This window comes from Chryseobacterium sp. SIMBA_028, from assembly GCF_046535285.1.
GTDB lineage: Bacteria > Bacteroidota > Bacteroidia > Flavobacteriales > Weeksellaceae > Chryseobacterium.
Window position 1 is genome coordinate 1 of the sequence record NZ_JAWRWZ010000340.1, and the last position, 267, is coordinate 267.

At 43.1% G+C, this 267-nt stretch carries 1 pseudogene; it reads left to right on the forward strand.

Annotated elements, in window-relative coordinates:
* Positions 1-267, forward strand: a pseudogene (locus tag SCA31_RS23700) (altronate dehydratase); the annotation flags it as partial.

Consider the following 267-nt stretch of genomic DNA (forward strand, 5'->3'; position numbering starts at 1 on the left):
GTCCTGGTAATAAAAAGCCTATCATCATTTATGAACAACAGAAATCGGGGACAGTAGATGAAATGCTCAACGGAATCATCAAAGATTCCTATGAAGCCATCAAAGAAGCCAATGAAATTCAGAGAAAACCTGCACCCATGTCAAAATTGGTGTTGGGATTAGAATGTGGCGGATCAGATGGTTTTTCAGGGATTTCTGCCAATCCTGTGCTGGGCCAGCTGTCAGATATAATGGAAGCGATCGGAGGCTCAACCATCCTTTCCGAAT